The organism is Streptomyces sp. NBC_01410, assembly GCF_045040195.1.
Lineage (GTDB): Bacteria > Actinomycetota > Actinomycetes > Streptomycetales > Streptomycetaceae > Streptomyces.
Map to the genome: position 1 here is coordinate 2,500,345 of NZ_CP109530.1, position 19,505 is coordinate 2,519,849.

Annotated in this window: 14 protein-coding genes; 10 read left to right on the forward strand and 4 right to left on the reverse strand. The window is 71.0% G+C overall.

All coding sequences use genetic code 11. The annotated features are described in order from the left end of the window. Positions 1 to 71: 71 nt before the first annotated feature. The gene (locus OG741_RS11550) at positions 72 to 1,067 is read left to right on the forward strand and encodes a hypothetical protein (protein WP_405596744.1); all 996 of its coding nucleotides are present in this window, start codon (positions 72 to 74) and stop codon (positions 1,065 to 1,067) included. A gap of 60 nt (positions 1,068 to 1,127) precedes the next feature. Here the strand turns inward: OG741_RS11550 and OG741_RS11555 are convergent, their stop codons facing one another. Further along, a complete protein-coding gene (locus OG741_RS11555) occupies positions 1,128 to 2,036 on the reverse strand; it encodes a Gfo/Idh/MocA family protein (protein ID WP_405596745.1) in 909 nt (302 codons plus the stop codon). A gap of 281 nt (positions 2,037 to 2,317) precedes the next feature. Here OG741_RS11555 and glnII point away from each other — a divergent pair, with 281 nt between their 5' ends. From glnII to OG741_RS11570, 3 genes are all read left to right on the forward strand, one after another. Continuing rightward, positions 2,318 to 3,337 (forward strand): glutamine synthetase, encoded by a 1,020-nt coding sequence (gene glnII / locus OG741_RS11560; RefSeq protein WP_405596746.1) that lies wholly within the window; start codon positions 2,318 to 2,320, stop codon positions 3,335 to 3,337. Positions 3,338 to 3,696: 359 nt separating this feature from the next. Then, complete coding sequence (locus tag OG741_RS11565; RefSeq protein ID WP_405596747.1) at positions 3,697 to 4,251, forward strand: winged helix-turn-helix domain-containing protein; 555 nt, start codon at positions 3,697 to 3,699, stop codon at positions 4,249 to 4,251. A 90-nt stretch (positions 4,252 to 4,341) separates the two neighbouring features. Beyond that, entirely contained in the window at positions 4,342 to 5,337 is a 996-nt protein-coding gene (locus OG741_RS11570) for an NAD-dependent epimerase/dehydratase family protein (RefSeq protein WP_405596748.1), read from the forward strand. Positions 5,338 to 5,559: 222 nt separating this feature from the next. Here the strand turns inward: OG741_RS11570 and OG741_RS11575 are convergent, their stop codons facing one another. Then, on the reverse strand, positions 5,560 to 7,689 hold the full coding sequence (locus tag OG741_RS11575) for an MMPL family transporter (RefSeq protein ID WP_405596749.1): 2,130 nt from the start codon (positions 7,687 to 7,689) through the stop codon (positions 5,560 to 5,562). A 216-nt stretch (positions 7,690 to 7,905) separates the two neighbouring features. Here OG741_RS11575 and OG741_RS11580 point away from each other — a divergent pair, with 216 nt between their 5' ends. After that, positions 7,906 to 9,174, forward strand: a complete 1,269-nt coding sequence (locus OG741_RS11580; protein WP_405596750.1) for a sensor histidine kinase — start codon at positions 7,906 to 7,908, stop codon at positions 9,172 to 9,174. Next, on the forward strand, positions 9,159 to 9,806 hold the full coding sequence (locus tag OG741_RS11585) for a LuxR C-terminal-related transcriptional regulator (RefSeq protein ID WP_405596751.1): 648 nt from the start codon (positions 9,159 to 9,161) through the stop codon (positions 9,804 to 9,806). Before OG741_RS11580 ends, OG741_RS11585 begins: the two co-directional genes overlap by 16 nt. 11 nt (positions 9,807 to 9,817) lie before the next feature. On the opposite strand, the gene OG741_RS11590 is transcribed toward OG741_RS11585, so the two are convergent. Beyond that, positions 9,818 to 10,351, reverse strand: coding sequence for a GNAT family N-acetyltransferase (locus OG741_RS11590; protein WP_405596752.1), 534 nt, complete (start codon positions 10,349 to 10,351; stop codon positions 9,818 to 9,820). A gap of 198 nt (positions 10,352 to 10,549) precedes the next feature. Here OG741_RS11590 and OG741_RS11595 point away from each other — a divergent pair, with 198 nt between their 5' ends. Then, on the forward strand, positions 10,550 to 12,094 hold the full coding sequence (locus OG741_RS11595; protein ID WP_405605516.1) for a DUF1996 domain-containing protein: 1,545 nt from the start codon (positions 10,550 to 10,552) through the stop codon (positions 12,092 to 12,094). 73 nt (positions 12,095 to 12,167) lie between these two features. Here OG741_RS11595 and OG741_RS11600 read toward each other — a convergent pair whose 3' ends face one another. Beyond that, complete coding sequence (locus tag OG741_RS11600) at positions 12,168 to 12,656, reverse strand: hypothetical protein (protein WP_405596753.1); 489 nt, start codon at positions 12,654 to 12,656, stop codon at positions 12,168 to 12,170. A 102-nt stretch (positions 12,657 to 12,758) separates the two neighbouring features. Here OG741_RS11600 and OG741_RS11605 point away from each other — a divergent pair, with 102 nt between their 5' ends. The 3 genes from OG741_RS11605 (at position 12,759) to OG741_RS11615 (ending at position 18,985) form a co-directional block, all read left to right on the forward strand. Beyond that, positions 12,759 to 15,821: an alpha-N-acetylglucosaminidase gene (locus OG741_RS11605; RefSeq protein WP_405596754.1), complete on the forward strand. Its 3,063-nt coding sequence runs from the start codon at positions 12,759 to 12,761 to the stop codon at positions 15,819 to 15,821. Between the two features lie 68 nt (positions 15,822 to 15,889). Continuing rightward, complete coding sequence (locus OG741_RS11610; RefSeq protein WP_405596755.1) at positions 15,890 to 16,684, forward strand: tyrosine-protein phosphatase; 795 nt, start codon at positions 15,890 to 15,892, stop codon at positions 16,682 to 16,684. 318 nt (positions 16,685 to 17,002) lie between these two features. After that, the gene (locus OG741_RS11615; RefSeq protein ID WP_405596757.1) at positions 17,003 to 18,985 is read left to right on the forward strand and encodes a hypothetical protein; all 1,983 of its coding nucleotides are present in this window, start codon (positions 17,003 to 17,005) and stop codon (positions 18,983 to 18,985) included. The last annotated feature ends 520 nt before the right edge of the window (positions 18,986 to 19,505 follow it).

A 19,505-nucleotide genomic window follows, 5' to 3' on the forward strand; every position in this document is an offset into this window, starting at 1 on the left:
CGAGGGCTGAGAAACACGCGATGCGTACTCGTACGTAACGGCACACGGAACCGACCCGACAGGAGTCCCACGTGTCGCGCAAGAAGACCCTCAGCGGTAAGAAGAAGATCGCTCTGCTCGTCGGCGCCGCCGCAGTAGTGGGCGGTACGGCAGTAGCCATGACCGGCACCAGCAACGCGTCGGTGGCCTGCGACGGACTGACCCAGGCCCTGAAGAACAACGAGAGCTTCATCGCGGGCCAGCGTGCCAATCCGGACGCGCAGTCCGAGGCCCGGATCGCGAACCGGCAGGCGGTCATCGAGGAGATCAAGCGGAAGCAGGCGGCTTCCGGGTGCGAGGTGGGAGGCGGGGGAGGTGAGGCCGCTCAGCCGCCTGCGGGAGACCAGGGCGGCGCCCAGAACGGCGACCAGGGCGGAAACCAGGCCGGTGACCAGGCCGGCGGCGGACAGGCAAGCGGCGAAGTCGTCTGCGCCGGATCGACCGTCACCCTCTCCGGCGAAGCCGGCGCACCCGCCGCCTCCAGCAACCAGTTCCCGATCGGCACCACCCTCAAGGTGACCAACCTCGACAACAACAAGTCGACCACGGTCAAGGTCACCTCGACCTCCGGCAGCTGCGCCCTGCTCAACAACGCGGCCTTCGAGCAGGTCCGCGAGCCCGGCAAGAACCTCATCCGCAAGGCCAGGATCGAGAAGATCGGGAGCGGCGACCAGGCAGGCAATCAGGGTGGCGGCCAGGCTGGTGACCAGAACACCGGCCAGAACGGCGGCCAGGGCGGAAACCAGGCCGGTGACCAGGCAGGCGGCGGACAGGCGAGCGGCGAAGTCGTCTGCGCCGGGTCGACCGTGACCCTGTCCGGCGAAGCCGGCGCACCCGCCGCCTCCAGCAACCAGTTCCCGGTCGGCACCAGCCTCAAGGTGACCAACCTCGACAACAACAAGTCGACCACGGTCAAGGTCACCTCGACGTCCGGCAGCTGCGCCCTGCTCAACAACGCGGCCTTCGAGCAGGTCCGCGAGCCCGGCAAGTTCCTGATCCGCAAGGCCAGGATCGAGCGCGTCGGCTGATCCTGACGGTCGTCAACCGGAACCCAGGACGGTGCCGCACCCCCCACGGCACCGTCCTGGTCACCGATCGAGCAGGAGCTCCGCCTCCGCCAGGATCTGCGTCACCCGCAGCCCGAACCGTACGTCGCAGTCGTGCGCCCGCCCCGTACGCGCCGACTCCAGCAGCGCGTCCACCGCCGCCCCGAACGAGCGCACCGCGTCTCCCCACACCGGCAGTTGGACCTTCCCCCGTTCGCCGACGAGCTCGATGCGCACGCCCGACGCCCGCACTGGCGCGCTCAGGCCCAGCGTGGCCGTGCTCGACGCCCCGGACGTGTGCCGCAGCACCAGATGCACGGTGTCCTTGGGCCCGCGCGCCGCGGTCACCTCCGTCACATCGCCGAGCGCCGGAATCAGTACGGAGAGCACATGCGGGCCGACGTCCCACAGTCCGCCCTTCTCACGCCGCCACGGCGAGGCGGCGTACGGACTGTCCCCACCCGGCGCGTAGAGCGAACCGAGCCACTGCGCATGAGCCGTGAACCAGCCGCCGGCCGCCACCTGTTCGGCGATCCAGGACGCCGTGTCCGCGGCGAAGCGCAAGGTACAGAAGACCACCGAAGCGACCCCGGCGCGCTCGGCCGCCTGTGCCGTCTCGCTCGCCGCCGCCACGCTGGTGGCAACCGGCTTGTCCAGCAGAAGATGGCAGCCCGCCGCCGCGGCGTGGGCGGCGAGCGGTGCCTGGATGTCCGGCGGCAGTGCGAAGGCGACCGCGTCACTGGCCGCGAGGAGGGCGTCCACGCCGTCGTCACCGGAGAACGCGGCGGTACCGTGCGCGCCGGCCAGGGAGGCGGCCGCCTCGGGCCGTCTGGCCCACACCCCGCTGAAGTCGACCCCCGGGTGCGCGGCGAGCGCGGGAGCCTGGGTGCGCTCCGCCCAGGGGCCGGCGCCGATCAGTCCGATACGCAGCTGCTTCGCGGGCTTCGTCATGCGGCCCAGTCTGCCCGTGAACGCCGCAGGCTCCTCGATCCCGCCGGAGGCCGTGTCCTGCCGAACCCTTGTATACGACATGGCCGCTGCTCAAGTAGGGGGTCAAGCGGCTGGCCGGAGACGAAATCCGCAGGTGAAACAGGGGGTAGAGGGGGCTCACGCGAAGCCGGGCCGGGCCACCGGTCCGGCGTAACGTGGGGTTCACAAACGGGCAATGGAAGGGAAATCCCGTATTGCGAAGCTGCGCGACATACCGCTGCACCCGCAAAGGATGAGGCACCGTGACCTTCAAGGCTGAGTACATCTGGATCGACGGCACCGAGCCGACCGCCAAGCTTCGCTCGAAGACGAAGATCCTTACGGACGGCGCCGAGCTGCCCATCTGGGGCTTCGACGGATCCAGCACCAACCAGGCCGAGGGGCACGCCTCCGACCGGGTGCTCAAGCCGGTCTTCTCCTGCCCGGACCCGATCCGCGGCGGCGACGACGTCCTTGTGATGTGCGAGGTCCTCAACACGGACATGACGCCGCACGAGTCCAACACGCGTGCCGCGCTCGCCGAGGTCGCCCAGAAGTTCGCCGCCCAGGAGCCGATCTTCGGCATCGAGCAGGAGTACACCTTCTTCAAGGGCGCCCGTCCCCTCGGCTTCCCCGAGAGCGGCTTCCCGGCCGCGCAGGGCGGCTACTACTGCGGTGTCGGCGCGGACGAGATCTTCGGCCGCGACATCGTCGAGGCGCACCTGGAGAACTGCCTCAAGGCGGGTCTGGGCATCTCCGGCATCAACGCCGAGGTCATGCCCGGCCAGTGGGAGTTCCAGGTCGGCCCGCTGTCCCCGCTGGAGGTCTCCGACCAGCTGTGGGTGGCCCGCTGGCTCCTGTACCGCACCGCCGAGGACTTCGAGGTCTCCGCGACCCTCGACCCCAAGCCGGTCAAGGGCGACTGGAACGGCGCGGGCGCGCACACCAACTTCTCGACCAAGGCGATGCGCGAGGGCTACGACGCGATCATCACCGCCTGCGAGTCGCTGGGCGAGGGCTCCAAGCCGCTCGACCACGTCAAGAACTACGGCGCGGGCATCGACGACCGCCTCACCGGCCTGCACGAGACCGCCCCGTGGAACGAGTACAGCTACGGCGTCTCGGACCGCGGCGCCTCGGTCCGTATCCCGTGGCAGGTCGAGCAAGACGGCAAGGGCTACATCGAGGACCGCCGCCCGAACGCCAACGTCGACCCCTACCTCGTCACGCAACTGATCGTCGACACCTGCTGCACCGCGCTGGAGAAGGCCGGCCAGGTCTGACCTCGCCGCCACGCCGCGTACACAAGGGCGTCCACCGGTCCGGCCGGTGGGCGCCCTTCGGCGTGCCTCACGCAAAGGGAACGCAAGAGCCGTATCAAGGAGCGGAAGCCGAGTGCTGCCGCACCATGTCATCTGCTTCAATGGGCACATGGCCAGCCACCAGCACACCGCGACAGGTCGCACCGACCTCGAGCCGTTCTGGCCTACCCGGCAGCACCACGACTTCGACCGGGTGTGTTGCCGCGCGGTGAACGCGCGGGCCCTCTAAAGCCGCTCACCCCGGTCTTCGGCCAGCGCGCACGACGTACGTCCGTCCTCTCGACTCGACGACTTCCTCCGCGCGAAAGAGCTGACCTCTCATGGCGAACTCCCGTTCCGTCTCTGCCCTCCCCGCCACCACCCTGCCCCCCGAGGGCCGTCACCGACTGCGTTCCGTCGAACGCGACGAGGTCGTCGCACCGGCCGCCCTCGTCGATGTCGCCGACTTCCTGCCGCCGGGTGCCACCTGGCTGCCCGCGCCGCCGCACACCCTGCCCACTCTTCCGGGCCGGCCGCCGATGGTCGGCTATCTTGTCCTCGTACCGGCCGAGCAGCAGCCGCCGCAGCGGGAGCAGGAGCCCGGCGAGCAGGGTGACGGTCCCGTACGGATCGACGCCTCGCAGCGCACCGCCCTGGTGGACGGGCAGGCGCTGGATCTGACCTACCTCGAGTTCGAACTGCTCGCGCATCTGGTGGCGCACCCCCACCGGGTGCACACGCGCGACCAGTTGGTGACCACGGTGTGGGGCTACGGGCATGTGGGCGACGGCCGGACCGTCGACGTCCATGTGGCCCGGCTGCGCCGGAAGCTGGGCGCCGAGCACCGCCGTACGATCCAGACCGTGCGGCGGGTCGGCTACAAGTACACGCCGTAGGCCCGACGCGCCGCAGTCCGTCGCCCCGGTGTTTTCCCTGGCAGCGGAATCCCTGTGCCGAAGGCCGCCCTACCAGGCAGAGTCGGCGGTATGAGACTTCTGATTCTGGGGGGCACGGAGTTCGTCGGCCGTGCGGTGGTCGAGTCGGCACTGGCCCGCGGCTGGGAGGTCACCGTCTTCCACCGCGGGCGGCACGAAGCACCGGCCGGTGCGGCCACGTTGCTCGGCGACCGCACGGCGCCGGACGGCCTGGCGGCGCTCACCGAGGGCGAGTGGGACGTCGTCGTCGACACCTGGTCGGCGGCGCCGTCCGCCGTACGGGACGCTGCCCGGCTGCTCGCGGGGCGCGTCGGTCGCTATGTCTATGTGTCGAGCTCTTCCGTTTACGCATGGCCGCCGGCGGCCGGTTACGACGAGACCAGCCCAGTCGTCGAGAGCTCGGCCGACGCGGGCGATGTGCCGTACGCGGAGTCCAAGCGGGGCGGTGAACTGGCCGCGGTCCAGTCCTTCGGCGAGGACCGCGCGCTGCTGGTCCGGGCGGGCCTGATCATCGGGCCCTGGGAGAACATCGGCCGCCTTCCGTGGTGGCTGGGCCGGATCGCCCGCGGCGGCCCGGTCCTCGCACCGGGACCGCGGGAGACGCCGCTGCAGTACATCGACGTACGCGACCTGGCGGACTGGATGCTCCAGGCGGCGGAGCGGGGGCTGAGCGGTCCGTACAACCTGGTGAGCGAGCAGGGGCAGACGACGATCGGAGAACTGCTGGAGGCGTGCGGGCGGGCGACGGGTTCGGTGCCCGAGCTCCGGTGGACCCCCGCCGAGGCGATCCTCGCGGCGGGCATCCGGCCCTGGACGGACCTGCCGATCTGGATCCCCCGGGCCGAGCAGCCCGAGCTCTACAACGCGGTGCACCGCGTCGGCGTCGCGAAGGCGGTGGGGGCCGGGCTGAGGTGTCGGCCGGTCGGCGAGACGGTGGCGGACACGTGGGGGTGGCTCCAGTCGATCGGGGGGACGGCGCCGCAGCGGCCTGACCGGCCGGTGGTGGGGTTGCCGCGGGAGGTGGAGGCGAAGGTTCTGGGCGCGTGAACGGTCCGCCTGCGGCGGGCTTTTCCCCCACCCCGCCCCTTCTCGTAACCGGGGGCGCTGCCCCCGGACCCCCGCTCCTCAAACGCCGGAGGGGCTGAACTATTCAGCCCGTCCGGCGTTTGAGGACATGCGGCCGAAGGTCGCATACGGGGTCTGGGGCGAAGCCCCAGTTACGGGAAGGGGCGGGTAGGGGAACAAACCCCCGGCCCGCACCACGACCGCCTAGCCCACCCGCACCGCCTCGCCCGCCCGGGACGACCCCGCCGCATCCACCTCGCCGTGGTCCACCCGCGGCAGCCACCCCAGTCCCCTCGGCGTGCGCCAGTTCCGTTCGCCCAGCAGCGCCATCGCCGACGGCAGCAGCACCATCCGTACGATCGTCGCGTCCAGCAGCACCGCCACCGCCAGGCCCACGCCCATCTGCTGCATGTCCTGCATGGACAGCGTCGCGAAGACCGCGAACACCGCGACCATGATCGCCGCCGCTCCCGTCACCGCGCCCGCCGTGCGGCGGATGCCCTCGTGGATCGCGTCCCGCGTCGTCGCGCCCCTGTCACGCGCCTCGCGGATCCGGGAGACCACGAAGACGTGGTAGTCCATGGACAGCCCGAACAGCACCACCAGGACGAACAGCGGCATCCAGCCCTCGATCGCGCCGACCGCCTCCGTGCCCAGCGCGGACGCTCCCCAGCCGTGCTGGAAGACCGCGACCATGACGCCGTATGCCGCCGCCACCGAGAGCAGGTTGAGCAGGATCGACGTGACGGCGATGACGTACGAGCGGAAGCAGAACAGCATCAGCAGGAACGTCACGGCCGTGATGAACGCGAGGACCGGCACGATGCCCCGCTTCAGCTGGTCGTTGAAGTCGACCGACGACGCGAGCTCACCGCCGACATAAACCTGTGCGCCGGTGCCGTCGAAAGCCTCGGGGACCGTCTTGTCGCGCAGCCGGGACAGCGCGTCCTTGCCGGTCAGCGGCACCTCGATCTCCGCGATGTTCTGCGCCGGGTGAAGGGTGACCTTGTCGAACGTCGCCAGCGCCCCCCTCACGCGCTCCGAGCCGATGTCGTCCGCCTTGACGACCACCCGCGCCGGCTCTGGCCCGCCCGGGAAGGCCTCCGTGATCTTCTTGTACGCCACCGACAGCGCCGCGTCCGAGCCGAACTGCTTCTCCATTCCGAGCTGTTCGGTCTTCATCCCCAGCGCCGGTGCCGCGAGCGCCAGCAGCACGGCCACCGCGCCGAAGGCGAAGAGTTTCGGCCTGTCGAGTACGGGCCGCAGCACCGCCCCCGCCACGGAGCCGCTCGCGTGCGCGCCCTTCTTGCCGCGGCGGTTCAGGAACGGGATCCGGCCCGCGTCGATCCGGTCCCCCAGCCAGGCCAGCAGCGCGGGCAGCACGGTCACCGAACCGAGCATCGCGATGAACACGACGAGGATCGTGGCGAGCGCGAAGCCCTTGAAGAGCATCAGCCCGGACAGGAACATCCCGGCCATCGCGAGCATCACGGTCACACCGGAGACCAGGACGGCCCGGCCGCTGGTCGCGGCCGCGATCCGCAGCGCGGTCTCGGCGTCGTGGCCCGCGGCCCGCTCGTCGCGCTCGCGCCGCAGATAGAAGAGGCAGTAGTCGACGCCGACGGCGAGACCCATCAGGAACATCACGGAGTAGGTGGTCTGGAACAGATGCAGCCGGTGGCTGGCGAGCGAGAGCAGACCGAAGGCCGCCATGCACGCGGTCAGCGCGAGGCCGACGGGCAGCAGCGCGGCGACGACCGCGCCGAAGGCGACGAGCAGAATGCCGAGCGCCAGCGGCACCGCGGTGAACTCGGCCTGCTGGAAATCCTCGGAGAGCAGGTCCCCGAGCCACTTCTCCGAGCTGGCCTGCCCGAACTGGTGGACTTCGACGCCCTGCTGGGCCTCGCCGATGTCCCGTACGGCATCGAGCACCGGCTGAACCCGGTCAGCGGCCGTCTTGGAGTCGCCCTTGATCTCGAAACGGATCAGCGCTTCCCTGCCGTTCTTCGAGGCGAGCGGCGGCTCGACCTTCTGTGCCTCGCCGGTCTTCTCGATCGCCGCCGCGAGCTCGCGCGCCGCGTCCTTCCAGCCGCCGGCCGTCCTGCTGCTGACCAGCACCAGCTCGCCGGCCGGCTGGTCCAGGCCCGCGTCGTCGAGGATCTTCTGGGCTCGTGCGGAGTCGCCCGTGCCCTGTTCGGACTCGGACATCTCGACCATCCCCGATGCCCCGCCGACACCCGCGGCGAGGACGACGAAGAGCAGCCAGCCGATGATCGCCGTTTTGCGATGGTGTGCGCTCCACACACCCATACGTGCCGCGAGGTTACGCCTCATGGCTTCTGCCCCCAGAGGTAAGCGCCGAATAAGTCGAGTACGACGCTAGGAATCCGCGGGCCCGCGCCCCAGCCGTCAGAGCCCCCTCTCGTGGAGACGAAAGGCGAGCTCAGAGGGGTGGTGCCAGGTACACCCCCACCCGGGGGCGAAGCCCAGTGCGGTCGACCACGGGCTGCGCCCACACTGGTGTCCGAGACCGATCAACGAGGGGAAGCCATGAAGGCGACGAAGGCACGTGACGCGGTGGTGGCCGGCGCACAGGGCCTGGCCCTGGCACTGATGGGGCTGATCGGGTCGATCACTCTCTTCGTCCTGTCGGTGGTCTCCATCGCCCTGATCCCCATCGGTGTGGGTGTCTTCACCACTCCCGCCGTGCTGACCCTGGTGCGGGCCCACGCCAACCAGCGGCGGCTGCTGGCGGCCCGGTGGTCGTCGCTGCGCATCCCCGTCCCGTACCGCCCCTTCCCGCGCGACCTGCGCACCGGCGTCATCGGGCAGGTCGAGCGCTGCACGCTGATGCTGAAGGACCCGGCGACCTGGCGGGACATGCAGTGGCTGCTCGTGGACATGACGGCGGGGGCCATCGTCGCGATCCTCGCACCCGCGCTGGTACTGGACGGCATCTTCGGGCTGTTGCTTCTGACCGGCCTGTGGAAGCCGATCGTCGAGGCGGACGGCACATACTGGTACGCGTTCGTCCCGGTCGACAGCTGGGCCACGGCGGGCCTCGCCGCGCTCCTCGGCGTGGTCTGGCTGACCGTCGCGATGAACGCCAACACCCTGCTGGTCCGCGCCCACTTCAGGCTGACCCGCACCATGCTCGCCCCGAACCACGAGAGGGAACTGGAGCAGCGCATCGACCGGCTCACGGAGACCCGGCACGACGCCCTGGACACCTCCGCGGCCGAACTGCGCCGTATCGAGCGGGATCTGCACGACGGGGCGCAGGCCCGGCTGGTCGCGATGGGCATGAACCTCGGCACCATCGAGGCACTCATCGAGAAGGACCCGGCACAGGCCAAGGAGCTCATCACCAATGCCCGCGAGTCCTCCGCCGAGGCGCTGACCGAACTGCGCGACCTGGTACGCGGCATCCACCCGCCGGTCCTTGCGGAGCGCGGGCTCGGGGATGCGGTCAAGGCTCTGGCGCTGCGGCTCCCGGTCAGCACCGAGGTGGACGTGGAGCTGCCCGGCCGCGCCGACGCCCCGGTCGAGTCGGCCGCGTACTTCGCCGTCAGCGAGACCCTCACCAACGCGGTCAAGCACGCGGGGGCCGACCGGATCTGGGTCGACCTGACGTATTCGGGCGGCTCGCTGCGGATCGCGGTCACGGACAACGGCAAGGGCGGCGCGACGATCGGCACCGGGTCGGGACTGAGCGGCATCGAACGCCGGCTCGGTACATTCGACGGCGTACTGGCCGTCAGCAGCCCTGCGGGCGGCCCCACCATGGTCACCATGGAGATCCCTTGCGCGTTGTTCTAGCCGAAGATCTGTTCCTGCTGCGTGACGGACTGGTCCGCATGCTGGAGGCGTACGACTTCGAGATCCTGGCGGCCGTGGAGAGCGGGCCCGAACTGACCAGGGCGCTCGCGGAGTTGGAGCCGGACGTCGCCGTCGTCGACGTCCGGCTGCCGCCCTCGCACACGGACGAGGGCCTGCAGTGCGCGCTGGCGGCGCGGCGGGCCCGGCCGGGACTGCCGGTGCTCGTGCTCTCGCAGCATGTGGAGCAGCTGTACGCGCGCGAGCTGCTGGCCGACGGCAACGGCGGGGTCGGCTATCTCCTCAAGGACCGGGTCTTCGACGCGGAGCAGTTCATCGACGCGGTACGGCGGGTGGCGGCCGGCGGGACGGCGATGGATCCGCAGGTGATCTCCCAGCTGCTGTCGCGGCGGTCGCAGGACAAGCCGATGGGCGGACTGACCCCGCGTGAGCTGGAGGTCATGGAGCTGATGGCGCAGGGCCGTTCCAATGCGGCGATCGCCTCACAGCTGGTGGTCACGGAGCGGGCGGTGGCCAAGCACACGTCCAACATCTTCGTGAAGCTGGGCCTGCCGGTGTCGGACGACGACAACCGGCGGGTGCTCGCCGTGCTGGCGTATCTCGACCGCGGCTGAGCGACGGCCCGTCAGGCCTCGTACTCGCTGAGGTCGATCGCGTAGACGTGCAGCGGGAAGCCGTACACCGGGTGCGTCGTCTCGTGGTCCAGCTCCATGCCGAGCTTGCGCATCACGTTCTCCGACGCGTCGTTGCCCAGCCGCGCGATGCTGATCACCCGGTCCAGGCCGCGGTCCCTGAGCGCGAACTCCAGTGTGGCGGCGGCGGCTTCGGAGGCGTACCCCTGGCCCCAGTACGGGGTGCCGAGCCGCCAGCCGATCTCCACAGCGGGCAGTACCTCGGGCAGGAAGGTGGGCACGGACAGGCCGACGAAGCCCGCCAGTTCGCCCGAGGCAAGCAGTTCGACGGCGAAGAGTCCGAAGCCCTCCTCGTCCCACTCCTCCTCCCAGCGCTCGATCTCCTCGGCGGTCTGCTCCGCGTCGTGCACGGAGCCGTCTCCGATCCACTGCATGACCTGCGGGTCCGCGTTGATTTCGGCCATGGGGGCGAGGTCGTCCTCGCGCCAGCGGCGCAGCAGGAGCCTGGGGGTGTGGATCTCGGTCATGCGCCCCATCCTGCCATCCCGGCCGCCGTCCGACTTCGGCGCAATCCACCGGGTTTGCTTCTGGAGAATTCTACGAATTCCTGCTTCAAACCCGCTCGGCTTGAACACCCCATGAGCCCCACCCGTATGGATGGTCGCGCTTCTCCCTCAGTCGGGACCCCCTTATACCCACACCCGACGACGAAGCAGAGGAGTTCCATGGGACGCACAAGAAAACGCTCGACGCTGGCGAACCGGGCGATCGTTGCCTCGGCCGCATTGATCCTGGGCGGGGGTGGGCTGGTCGCGGTCAATACGTATGCATCCGCGGGCGAAGGCTGGTCCTGGTCCGGTCAGGAAAACGAGCAGACGCAGACGAAGAACGCCGGAGCTGAGATCTCCACGATCGACTGCCCCGAGGTCGCGAACGATATCCGCGAGGTGCCAGATCAGGCACGTCCGGAGGTCGACGGCGAGCTGGCAAAGATGGACAGCCAGATCACCGACGCGTACAAGCAGTTCGCAGACCAGAAGGAGGAGATCGAACGGGATCCACAGCTGGCTCAGAACGCCATTCTGAATCCGCTGAAGGACAAGCGGACGGCGAGCATCGAGCGTATTTCCATCGCGATCGGCCGGTCCGGCCAGCCGCCCCAGGGACTTGACTCCCTCGCTCAGTGCAGCCTGCGCGGCGACGACAACGCCGACAACCAGGGCGACCAGAACGGCGACCAGAACAACGACGACGGTCAGAACGACGGCCAGGACGGCGGTCAGGATGGTGACCAAAATGGCGGCCAGGACGACAATCAGGGCGATGACCAGGGCAATGACGATGGTCAGGGCGACGATCAGGGCAACGGCGGCGGACAGGCCGGCAATGGCCCCGAAGCAGCCGACTTCGTAGACATCCAGTCCGTCCAGCCCAACGTCCAGCAGCCGCAGCAGCGCCGCGGCGGCTCCAGAGGGTCGTTCGCCACCGAGTGCGGAACGAACGAGAACGGCAAGTTCAATCCGGACAATGTCATCGTCGCCCCTGGTGTGAGCAATGGCGCGCACCATATGCACGACTACGTCGGCAATCAGGCCAATGACGCCTTCGCCAGCGACGACGATCTCGCGAACGGGGACACCACTTGCCAGAATCAGGGCGACAAGTCCACGTACTACTGGCCGGTGCTGCGTCTGCAGAACGGACAGAACGAGAATGACGCCGATGCGGACGGCGGCGGCAAGGACCAGAACGTCGGAGAGATCCAGACTCCGTCCGAGGTCACGCTGAATTTCGTCGGCAACCCGGTCAGCAAGGTGACCGCGATGCCCCGCTTCCTGCGCATCATCACCGGTGACGCGAAGGCATTCGTCAACGGCGACGCGAACGCGAACGCCTCCTGGAGCTGCACCGGTTTCGAGGACCGTCAGCTGAAGGACAAGTACCCGATCTGCCCCGAGGGCAGCCAGGTGGTGCGCTCCTTCAAGTTCCAGAGCTGCTGGGACGGCCAGAACACCGACAGCGCCAATCACCGCACGCATGTGGCCTTCGCGGACGAGAACGGCAACTGCGGCAATGGATTCCAGGCGATTCCCCAGCTGGTCCAGCGGATCGTCTATGACGTCCCGCCGGGTCCCGGTTTCGCGGTCGACTCCTTCCCCGAGCAGCTGCACAAGCCGATCACGGACCACGGCGACTTCATCAACGTCTTCGACGAGAACCTGATGAACAAGGTGGTGAACTGCATCAACAACGGCCAGAAGTGCCAGTGACCCACTGACACGAAGCGCCTGAAACGGCCGGATCGGCTCCCCTGGGAAGGGGAGCCGATCCGGTCGTTTTCTGTCAGCTCCCGTGGTGTCCCGAGTGGCCGCCCTCGCTCCCGGCACTGTCACCGGTGCTCCCGGAGTGGTGCTCCGAGCCGGTCTCCACCGTCCCGCCGAGCCGGCCGCGCAGCGCGGTCACCACCTTGGCGTCGCCGACCGCAACCCACCTGCGGCCCACCAGGTACGAGCCGCCGTAGTCATTGGCCTCGTTGATCCATTCGCGCTGGCCCCGGTCGGTGGCGAAGGTGGCCAGCACATACTTGCCGTCGCCGGTCGTGCAGTTGGCCTGCCGCAGCTCGGCGGCGTCCGTCTGGATGTTCGGCTTGCACTTCGCCTGCTCAGCCAGCTGCTCCAGGGTGCCGGTCGCCGTCGTGGGGGCCTTGTCGCCGTCCCCGCCACGCCCGTCGCCCTCGTCGCCCGATCCGCAGGCCGCGGCAAGGGTCAGTGCCAGAACTGCCAGTGCTGCGCGGGCCGTCCGCCTCGCGCCCGTGTTCGTACTCGTCCGCATCCGGCCATCGTGCCTTGTCGGCCGCCTTTCGCGCCGCCGAACTCCCGGTAACCTGCGCGACGCACGCACCTGTTGTGACGGGAGCAACATGGAGGAGCGCCGATGGCCGGGTTGTCGAGACGTACGGTACTGGGCACCGCGGGAGCAATCGGCTTAGGTGCGGCACTCACCGGGCACGCATCGGCGGCCGCCGCGCCCGAGGCGCCGTTCGCCACCTCGCCCGCCCGGGAGGCCCTCGGGCGCCTGCTGCCCCGGCACGCCGGCCAGTTCCGGCTGCGGGCGCTGGAGGGCCCCGAGCGCTTCCGGGTCACCGGCTCCCGGGGCCGTGTCGAGGTCGAGGGCACCAGTGCGGCCGTACTGCTCACCGGGGTGCACTGGTACCTCAAGTACGTCTGCCGGGCGCACATCTCCTGGTCGGGCAGTCAGCTCGACCTGCCGGCGCTGCTGCCCGCGCCGCGCACGGCGCTGGAGCGCTCCGCGACCGTCCCGCACCGGTTCGCGTACAACGACACGCACGACGGCTACACCGCCCCGTACGCCGACTGGGCCCGCTGGGAGCGCCTGCTCGACGTCCTCGCCCTGCACGGCTGCAACGAAGTCCTGGTCACACCCGGCCAGGAGGCCGTCTACCACCGCCTCCTGATGGACTTCGGATACTCCGACACCGAGGCCCGCACCTGGCTGCCGGCGCCCTCGCACCAGCCGTGGTGGCTGCTGCAGAACATGAGCGGGTACGGCGGCCCGCTCTCCCCCGAGCTCATCGGCCGACGCGCGGACCTCGGCAGACGGATCGCCGACCGGATGCGCGAGCTCGGGATGCACCCGGTCCTGCCGGGCTACTTCGGCACGGTCCCGGACGGCTTCACCGCCCGCAATCCCGGTGCCCGTGTCGTCCCCCAGGGCACCTGGAACGGGCTGCGCCGACCCGACTGGCTGGACCCGCGCACCCAGAGCTTCTCCGATGTCGCCGCGGCCTTCTACCGGCACCAGGAGGAACTGTTCGGCGAGACCTTCCACTTCAAGATGGATCTGCTGCACGAGGGCGGCACACCGGGCGACGTCCCGGTCGCCGACGCCGCCCGTGCGGTCGAGACCTCGCTTCAGACCGCCCGGCCCGGCGCCACCTGGGTGATCCTCGGCTGGCAGGCCAATCCGCGGCCGGCGCTGCTCGACGCCATCGACACCGACCGGGTGCTGATCGTGGACGGGCTCTCCGACCTGGACACGGTCACCGACCGCGAGAAGGAGTGGGGCGGGGCTCCGTACGCCTTCGGCACCATCCCGAACTTCGGCGGGCGTACGACCATCGGCGCGAACACCGACCGCTGGACGGCCAAGTTCACCGCCTGGCGCGACAAGCCGGGCAGCGCGCTGGCCGGAACCGCGTACATGCCGGAGGCCGCCGAGCGCGACCCGGCCGCGCTGGAGCTGTTCAGCGAGCTCGCCTGGCGCGAGGAGACGATCGACCGGGACGCGTGGTTCGAGGAGTACGCCGAGATCCGCTACGGCGGCGAGGACGGCTCGGCGCGTGCCGCCTTCGCCGCGCTCGCGGCGACGGCATACAAGCTCACGAGCACCGACGGGCGGCCCTACGACTCGCTGTTCTGCCGCCGCCCCGGCATGACCTCATCGATCGGTACGGCCTTCGATCCGGCGGGCTTCGACCGGGCGTTCGCGGCGCTGCTCGGCGTACGGCCCTCGCTGCGGGACAGTGACGCCTACCGGCACGATGTGACCGACCTGGCCCGCCAGGCACTCGCCAACCGCTCCCGCACGCTTCAGCTTCCGCTGCGGGCCGCCTATCAGAACAAGGACGTGGACACCTTCCGCGCCGTCTCGGCGCTGTGGCTCAGGCTCATGCGGCTGAGCGACACGATGGCGGGCTGTCACCGCTCCTTCCTGCTCGGCCCCTGGCTGGAGGACGCCAAACGGCTGGCCACCAGCGCGGACGAGGCGGTCGAGCTGGAGCGCACGGCCCGGGCGCTGATCACCACCTGGGCGGACCGGGCGGCGGCCAATCAGCTCAGCAACTACGCCAACCGCGACTGGCACGGGCTGATCAACGACGTCCATCTGCCGCAGTGGGAGGCCTATCTGGAGGAACTGGCCACCGCCCTGGCCGAGGGCCGCGCCCCGGCGCCCTTCGACTGGTACCCGGCCGAGGAGGCCTGGACAAAGGACCGGCGCGCCTATCCGGTACGGGCCACGGGTGACGCGTACCGCACGGCCCGCAGGGTGTACGACACCCTCGCCACCGCCCCCTACCAGGGCTACGTCGACGTCACCGTGAAGCCGCCCGCCTTCACGCCCGGCAGCACCGGCACGGTCACGGCCGCCTTCCGCAACCTCAGCGGGCTGCGGTCCACCGGCCGCGTCGACTTCGAGCTGACCGGCCTGGACGCCGAGCCGCAGGGCGAGCCCTTCCTGGACAGTGTCCCGGCGGGCGGCACCGGCACGGTCTCCTGGCGGGTGACGGCCCCGGCCGAGCCCATCGACGAGCCGCTGCGCGCGATGCCGTACGCGCTGCGCACGCAGTACGGGCCGCGCGGCGAGGAGCGCGTGACCGTCCCCCAGCAGGGCTCACTCTTCCTCGCGTCGCCGCTGGATGCCGGGTGGCGTACGTACACCAGCAACGCAGCCGTCTTCGGGCAGGCCGGCGACCGGTTCGCGATCAACGGCGGAGGCACCGACCTGTGGCGGGGCACCGCCCACTTCGGCACCGCCTATCGCCAGGGCGGTCTGAGGGCGGGCGCGAGCGTCGGGCTGCGGGTGGACTCCCAGGAGAACACGAGCAGTTGGGCCCGGGCGGGCATCGTCGTCCGCAACGGCCTCGCACGGCCGGGCGACGCCGGTTTCCTGAATCTCGCCGCCACACCGGGGCAGGGCGTCGTCCTGTCGTACGACACGAACGGCGACGGCACCCTGGACACGTACAAACGCATCCTCGGCGTCAAGGCCCCTGTGCTGCTCCGGCTGACCCGCGACGCCGGGACCTCCTTCACCGGCTCCTGCTCGACGGACGGCGGCGCCACCTGGCGCACGGTCGCCACGGTGTCCGTTCCGGGAGCCGCGGACGTCCAGGACGTGGGACTTTTCATGAGCGCGGCCAACGGCGGCGGCGGAGCGCGGAGCACGGTCCACTTCAGCGGGTGGTCGGTCACATAGGTTGTTTACATTGATATCGCCCCCTTCCGATCCTTTCGGGGCCTGTCCGAGCCAGGGAGCCGCCCGCCATGACCGCGATCCCCGCCACCACCGTCGCCAATCTCCGCGACCTCGGAGGCACGCCCCTGCCCGCGGGCCATGCCGTGCGCTCGGGTCTGTTGTTCCGCTCGGGGCAGCTCGACCGGCTCGATCCCACCGCCGATCCGGTCGTCGCCGCCCTCGGGATCCGTACGATCGTCGACTTCCGCACGCAGGCCGAACGCCTCGCCCGCCCGGACCGCATCCCCGCCGGTGGCCGGCTGCTCCTCGCCGACGTGCTCGCCGACCGGGTCTCCTCCGGGCTGCTGCCTGCCGCCGCGAGGCTCAAGCAGGTGCTGGCCGATCCGGTGCTCGCCGAGCGGGAGTTGGGCGGCGGCCGGGCCCAGCAGATGTTCGCCGACACCTACCGCGGCTTCGTCACCGCAGACTCGGCGCGCGCCGCCTACCGCGCCTTCCTGATCGAGGTCGCGGACCCCGACGCGGGCCCGCTGCTCTTCCACTGCACGGCGGGCAAGGACCGCACTGGCTGGGCCGCGACGATCGTCCTCACCCTGCTCGGCGCGCTGCCCGAGGCGGTGGAGGCGGAGTATCTCGCCGTCAATCCGGCGGTACGGCAGGCCTTCGCACCGCTCATCGAAGGCTTCATCGCACAGGGCGGCGACCCCGAGACCGCCCTCGCGGTCATCGGGGTGGTGCCCGAGTATCTGGCGGCCGCGCTGGACGAGGTCGAGGCCCGCTACGGCACGATGGAGAAATACGTGGTCGAAGGGCTCGGCGTGCCGGTCCAGGCGATCGAGCAAATCCACGAACGGCTGGCCGGCTAGGTCCTGTCCGGTCGATCAGGCCGGATCAGTGAGCGGGGTCTGGCGATGGGGGCACCTCCCGTGCCCGAAGGGCTACGGGGGAGCATCGCAGGCCGGAGGATGGGGGTCCCCCCGCCGAAGGCAGGGGGCGAGCCCACACGGAGCGTAGGCGACTACGACAACGGTGGGGGTACCTCCCGTGCCCGAAGGGCTACGGGGGAGAGGTGCCGTGCCAGGGCACGCGAGCCCGGCAAGATCGACCGGACAGGACCTGAGACTGGCGGCCCCCGATCAGGGGGCGGCGGGTGACCATAGGACCATTCGCTCGTTCTGCTGAACGTGCGCCCACAGGATGTCGTCACCACCCCTGCCCCGTCTGCTCCCGCCCCCGCTCCCGACCCCGGCCCGGTCGGGGTCGAGCAGGCCGAGGCGGCCCTCGTCGAGCACTACACCCGGCTCGTACGGATCGCGTATCTCGTACTGCCCCCCACCCTCGGCCGCAATCGCCGCGTCCTCACCGCGCACGCGCTCGTGCAGCGCTCCCTGCCGCGGGGCCGCACCACGCCGGCGGGCGCCGCCGACCCCGCGGACTCCATCCCCGGCTCGCGCCGGGCGCCCGGCGACGCCGACCCCGGCTATGTGTACGTACGGGGACGGGTGCTGCGTCAGGCCCTGGACGCCGGGCTCCCGCTGAAGCGGCTCGCCCGGCCCAGGCGCGCCCAGCTCCCGCCGCTGCTGCCCCATGTGTGGGGGCTGCGGGTCTTCCCCCGCTCCGGCGGAGCCGACGAACTCGCCCTGGACCAGCACCTTTCCGCGCTCACCGGGCCCGCCCGCGCTGCCTATGTCCTGCGCGGCCTGGAGGAGCTGGCCGACACCGACGTACGTCAGGTGCTCAGCGCGGCCGGGGTGGCGGACCCGCATGCCGCGCTGGCCGAGGCGGACGGGATGGAGGCGGCGGTGGGGGCGGGCGCGGCCGCGCTGCTCGAATCCGCCGAGTTCGATCCGTGCTCGCTCCAGGCCCGCCCCACCGATCTGATGCGGCGCCGTCAGCACGTCAAGGCGGCCCTGGTCGCGGCCGCGGCTCTCGCGGTGTGCGGGGCGCTGCTCGGGCTGCCGGGCGACGGCTGGGGCCCCGACGGAGCGGCCGCGCCTCCCTACGCCCGCAATCCCACCGCCGAAACCGCCCTGGACCCGGCCAAGTTGATCCGCGTCTCCCCCGCGGCATGGCAGCAGTCCTCCCGTACGGACTTCTCCGTCTGGCCGACCCGTGGCGGCCTCACCGATGACGCGGCCCTGCTGCGCCGGGCGCTCGCCGTGTGGGCGCGGCCCGGCAGCACCGTCCAGGTCTCCGCGACGCCCGGCACACCGCCGGGACCGCCGATGGGTTCGCCGCAGCTGCTGTACGCGGGCGAGGTCGACCGGGCGAACGTGGTGCTCCTGCACGACGGGCTGCGGGTGGTCCGCTACGCCGAGCCGAAGGACGGCGGCGGGGGCGTGGCGCTCGACTTCGCCCGCACGGACGCCGCGGACGCGGCTTCGTCGGGGGCGCTGGTGGCGGGGCGTACCCCGAGCAACGTCCGCTATCTGACGGCGCCCTGGGTGCGGGCGACGTCCGTACGGGACCTGCTCGACCCGGCGGGCGGGGCGCGGCCGCTGACCCGGGGCCCGGACGGGGTCACCTCACCGCTGCCGAGCCCGGCGCAGGCCAGGGACTGCAAGACCTGGGACGTGCTGGAGCTGCGTGACGGCACGGCCGCGCGGCTGCTCACCGACCTCGGCGAACTGACTCCGGCCCGGCTCACCTCGGGCCCGCCGTCGGCGCCGCGGGACGTCACCGGGGAAACGGCCCGGGCCTCGTGGGCCCGTACGGCCTGTCTGCTGCCCGGGGTGCGGGCGCACGGTGTACGCAGCGTCAACTCGTGGACGTACGCGAAGCAGTCCCTGCCCGAGTCGAACGGCACCGCGGCGTGGCTGTGCACGCGGGCGGAGACCTGGCGGGGCACGGGGAGCCGGGTGATGGCCCAGTTCCAGGCACCCGGCGCGCAGGCGGGCGCCCCCGGTGCGATCGCCGCGCGTTCCGAGGACTCGCCGTCCTGCGGGGTGCGGGACGCGAAGGTCCTGGCGGGCGTCCTGTGGAAGTCCCGGGCGGGCCACTGGTACGTGCTCGCGGCGGGCAGCGACCAGTTCAGGTCGCTGACCACATCGGGCGGGGTCGACGGGAGCGCGCGGGGCAATGTGCTGGCGGTCCCGGCGAAGGAGGGGGCCCGGGCGGAGCTCAACGGCAGCCTGGGCGACGGGAGTCGCGTGGGCGCCCTGCACTAGCCGCGGCTTCCCGGTCCCGGGTGCATTTGTGGCCCGCTTGTGGCCCGCTCCGCGGTCCCTCTCCCGGGGCCGCCACCAGCGCTCCGCGCCGGACCAGTTGACCGCTCCGCGGTCACGAATCTCGGCCGCTCCGCGGCCAGATGTGGTGCCGGGTTGCCCGGCACCATGGAGCCCCGGCGGGCCCAGTCCACCAGTTGACCGCTCCGCGGTCCCGTCTCCCGGTCGCTCCGCGGCCATATGTGGTGCCGGGTTGCCCGGCACCAGGGGACGCACGGCCCGCACACCAGCGCTCCGCGCCGGACCAGTTAACCGCTCCGCGGTCCCGGCATCTCGGCCGCTCCGCGGCCTGATGAGCTGCCCGGCGAAGCCAAGGCACCCGCTGCCGCACCGTGGTCCGACCGCTTGTGCGGCCTGTCTGGGGCCGTCCCCGGCGGCGCGACGGCACCGCGGCCCCGGCACCCCAAGTCCACCGCACCCGCGCCATTGCGGCGCGACCCCGCGCCCCCGCGGCGCGAAGCTG

Bases quoted from the DNA above. Each gene is read 5' to 3' on its own strand.
- OG741_RS11555 (WP_405596745.1), bottom strand. From the start codon at position 2,036: ATGACGAAGCCCGCGAAGCAGCTGCGTATCGGACTGATCGGCGCCGGC.
- OG741_RS11565 (WP_405596747.1), top strand. From the start codon at position 3,697: ATGGCGAACTCCCGTTCCGTCTCTGCCCTCCCCGCCACCACCCTGCCC.
- OG741_RS11570 (WP_405596748.1), top strand. From the start codon at position 4,342: ATGAGACTTCTGATTCTGGGGGGCACGGAGTTCGTCGGCCGTGCGGTG.
- OG741_RS11575 (WP_405596749.1), bottom strand. From the start codon at position 7,689: ATGAGGCGTAACCTCGCGGCACGTATGGGTGTGTGGAGCGCACACCAT.
- OG741_RS11580 (WP_405596750.1), top strand. From the start codon at position 7,906: ATGAAGGCGACGAAGGCACGTGACGCGGTGGTGGCCGGCGCACAGGGC.
- OG741_RS11590 (WP_405596752.1), bottom strand. From the start codon at position 10,351: ATGACCGAGATCCACACCCCCAGGCTCCTGCTGCGCCGCTGGCGCGAG.
- OG741_RS11595 (WP_405605516.1), top strand. From the start codon at position 10,550: ATGGGACGCACAAGAAAACGCTCGACGCTGGCGAACCGGGCGATCGTT.
- OG741_RS11600 (WP_405596753.1), bottom strand. From the start codon at position 12,656: ATGCGGACGAGTACGAACACGGGCGCGAGGCGGACGGCCCGCGCAGCA.
- OG741_RS11605 (WP_405596754.1), top strand. From the start codon at position 12,759: ATGGCCGGGTTGTCGAGACGTACGGTACTGGGCACCGCGGGAGCAATC.
- OG741_RS11610 (WP_405596755.1), top strand. From the start codon at position 15,890: ATGACCGCGATCCCCGCCACCACCGTCGCCAATCTCCGCGACCTCGGA.